This is a genomic window from Stenotrophomonas sp. STEN023, assembly GCF_056760135.1.
Genome location: NZ_JBRREF010000160.1, coordinates 1 through 2,160 on the forward strand (window position 1 = coordinate 1; position 2,160 = coordinate 2,160).

At 60.0% G+C, this 2,160-nt stretch carries 1 protein-coding gene; it reads left to right on the forward strand.

Annotated elements, in window-relative coordinates; all coding sequences use genetic code 11:
• Positions 1-1,020 precede the first annotated feature (1,020 nt).
• Positions 1,021-1,593 (forward strand): OmpO family porin, encoded by a 573-nt coding sequence (locus ACVOLV_RS22135; RefSeq protein ID WP_481556234.1) that lies wholly within the window; start codon positions 1,021-1,023, stop codon positions 1,591-1,593.
• Positions 1,594-2,160: the final 567 nt, after the last annotated feature.

The following is a 2,160-nucleotide window of genomic DNA, read 5'->3' on the forward strand; positions in this document are numbered from 1 at the left end:
ATCTTAGGCGGCCTGACACCGGCCGCCTATGCCCAACAGTTGGCGGCCAAAGCCGCTACGATTAAATCTGGACTCTAAAGGGCCCCGCTACTGAAAGCGGGGGGACGTCGGACCTACCGTTACGGTCTGAAAATATTGCTTGATCAATGTTTTTCCTGGCAGGCCGTTCTGAATGGATACCCATTATCAGGGCCCTTCAGTCCCGTGGTTTGGCTCAACCACCGTCGATATCACGCCAGTTGGACTACAAACCGCGACCGAAAGAGGGCTGCATCGCCCCTTTCCCCGCCTGTGTGCTTTTGAGAGCTGCACGCTTGCGGGCATAGTGCTTTTAACGAGTCGCCGCCGCTGTGCAGCGGTGACGCCTTGCGCTCTTTGCAGTGGCTGATCTGCTGAAAGAGCTCTATCACGTAGTGATGAGAGGGACACTGGACAAATAAAAAGGACAAATAAGCCAACTAGTCCACAGCTTGCAGCATGCAACCGCCCGTCACCCTTTCGGTAATGCGTCACTTATCTGTGGGTTTGGAGCTAACCCGGCTCAATCTAAGGGGGGTTGGAAGCTATAGAGGCCGCCTCGAATGTGGTTCCGGCGCACCTTCGTGCATCACCAGGCACCGCCTAGCCGCAAGCTTTCTGCTTACTCGAAATTGGGCGCGGCAGACCGGAGCCCGTCCAAGCTTGCCCCTGCTCTTGCAGGCGGCGCAAATACTGCTTCAAAGAGCAGAACGGATCGCCTCAAGTGACAGCGACCACCTCAGATTTGACAGCGGATCTTCCACGGAAAGCATAGTTGCGGCCCCAATCGAGGCGCTGGGGCGCAACTATGCTTTCCGCACTGGGCTCAAGTTTGCTTTCCTGCCCACAGGTCGTGGAAGTTCCCCATTCTTCACATCAATTTATGTACTGGTCAGTTTGGTATTCAGGGTGGATTCCGTCGGCTAACGGATAATTCACAACTATCGAACGGCCACAGATTCAGGCCGTAACGATCAAGACCAATAACGAGGTAATGCCGAAATGAAGACTTCTTTGATCGCTCTGGGCCTGCTGGCCGCCCTGCCGTTCGCCGCTTCGGCTGCCGATGGCCTGTCCTACAACTATGTGGAAGGCGGCTATGTGAATACCGACGCCAAGGGCGGCGACGCCGATGGTTGGGCGGTGAAGGGCTCGGTTGCGGTACATCCGAACTTCCATGTGTTCGGTGACTACAACGCGCAGGAAACCGACAAGAGCAAGGTTGATGTTGACCAGTGGCGCCTGGGTGTTGGCTACAACTACACCGTGGCCCCGAACACCGACCTGCTGGCACGTGCGGCCTACCAGAAGCTGAACTTCGAGCACGGCCCGAGGTTCAACGGCTACAGCGCTGAAGTCGGCGTGCGTACTGCCTTCACCCCGAACTTCGAAGGCTATGCCCTGGCTGGTTACGAAGACTTCAGCAACAAGGGCATCTACCGTCCGGAAGGCGAGTTCTACGGCCGCGTTGGGGCCACCGGCAAGTTCAACGCGAACTGGGGCCTGACCGGCGAAGTGAAGCTGGCCAAGGCTGGCGACAAGGAATGGTTCGTCGGCCCGCGCTTCACCTGGTAAGCGACAAAGCAACAAGCGACAAGCGACAAGCAATGGTGTTGTATGGCGCGTGACCTCTCTCCCACGCGCCGCTGGAAGCCCGGTCCTCCCCTGACCGGGCTTCTTTTTTGGGCGTTCGGCAGGGCTTTTTGTAGTGCCGAGCCATGCTCGGCAGAAGCCTTACCAGCCAACCCCAAAGCTACCCCTCCCGGGCCCTCCCCTTGGCTACGCCAAAGGGAGGGGGCGTAGTGCCGAGCCATGCTCGGCAGGGGCTTCACCGGCCAGAGCCAGAAGCTACCCCTCCCCGGCCCTCCCCTTGGCTGCGCCAAAGGGAGGGAGCGTAGTGCCGAGCCATGCTCGGCAGGGGCTTTCCCGGCCAGAGCCAGAAGCTACCCCTCCCCAGCCCTCCCCTTGGCTACGCCAAAGGGAGGGGGCGTAGTGCCGAGCCATGCTCGGCAGGGGCTTTCCCGGCCAGAGCCAGAAGCTACCCCTCCCCGGCCCTCCCCCTTGGCTACGCCAAAGGGAGGGGGCGTTATTTGGGGGGGGACGACGAACGCGGCCCCGCGGCCGCCGAGGGGACCGCGCGAC

Excerpts from the sequence above, each read along its gene's own strand:
- ACVOLV_RS22135 (WP_481556234.1), top strand. The coding sequence starts at position 1,021 with ATGAAGACTTCTTTGATCGCTCTGGGCCTGCTGGCCGCCCTGCCGTTC.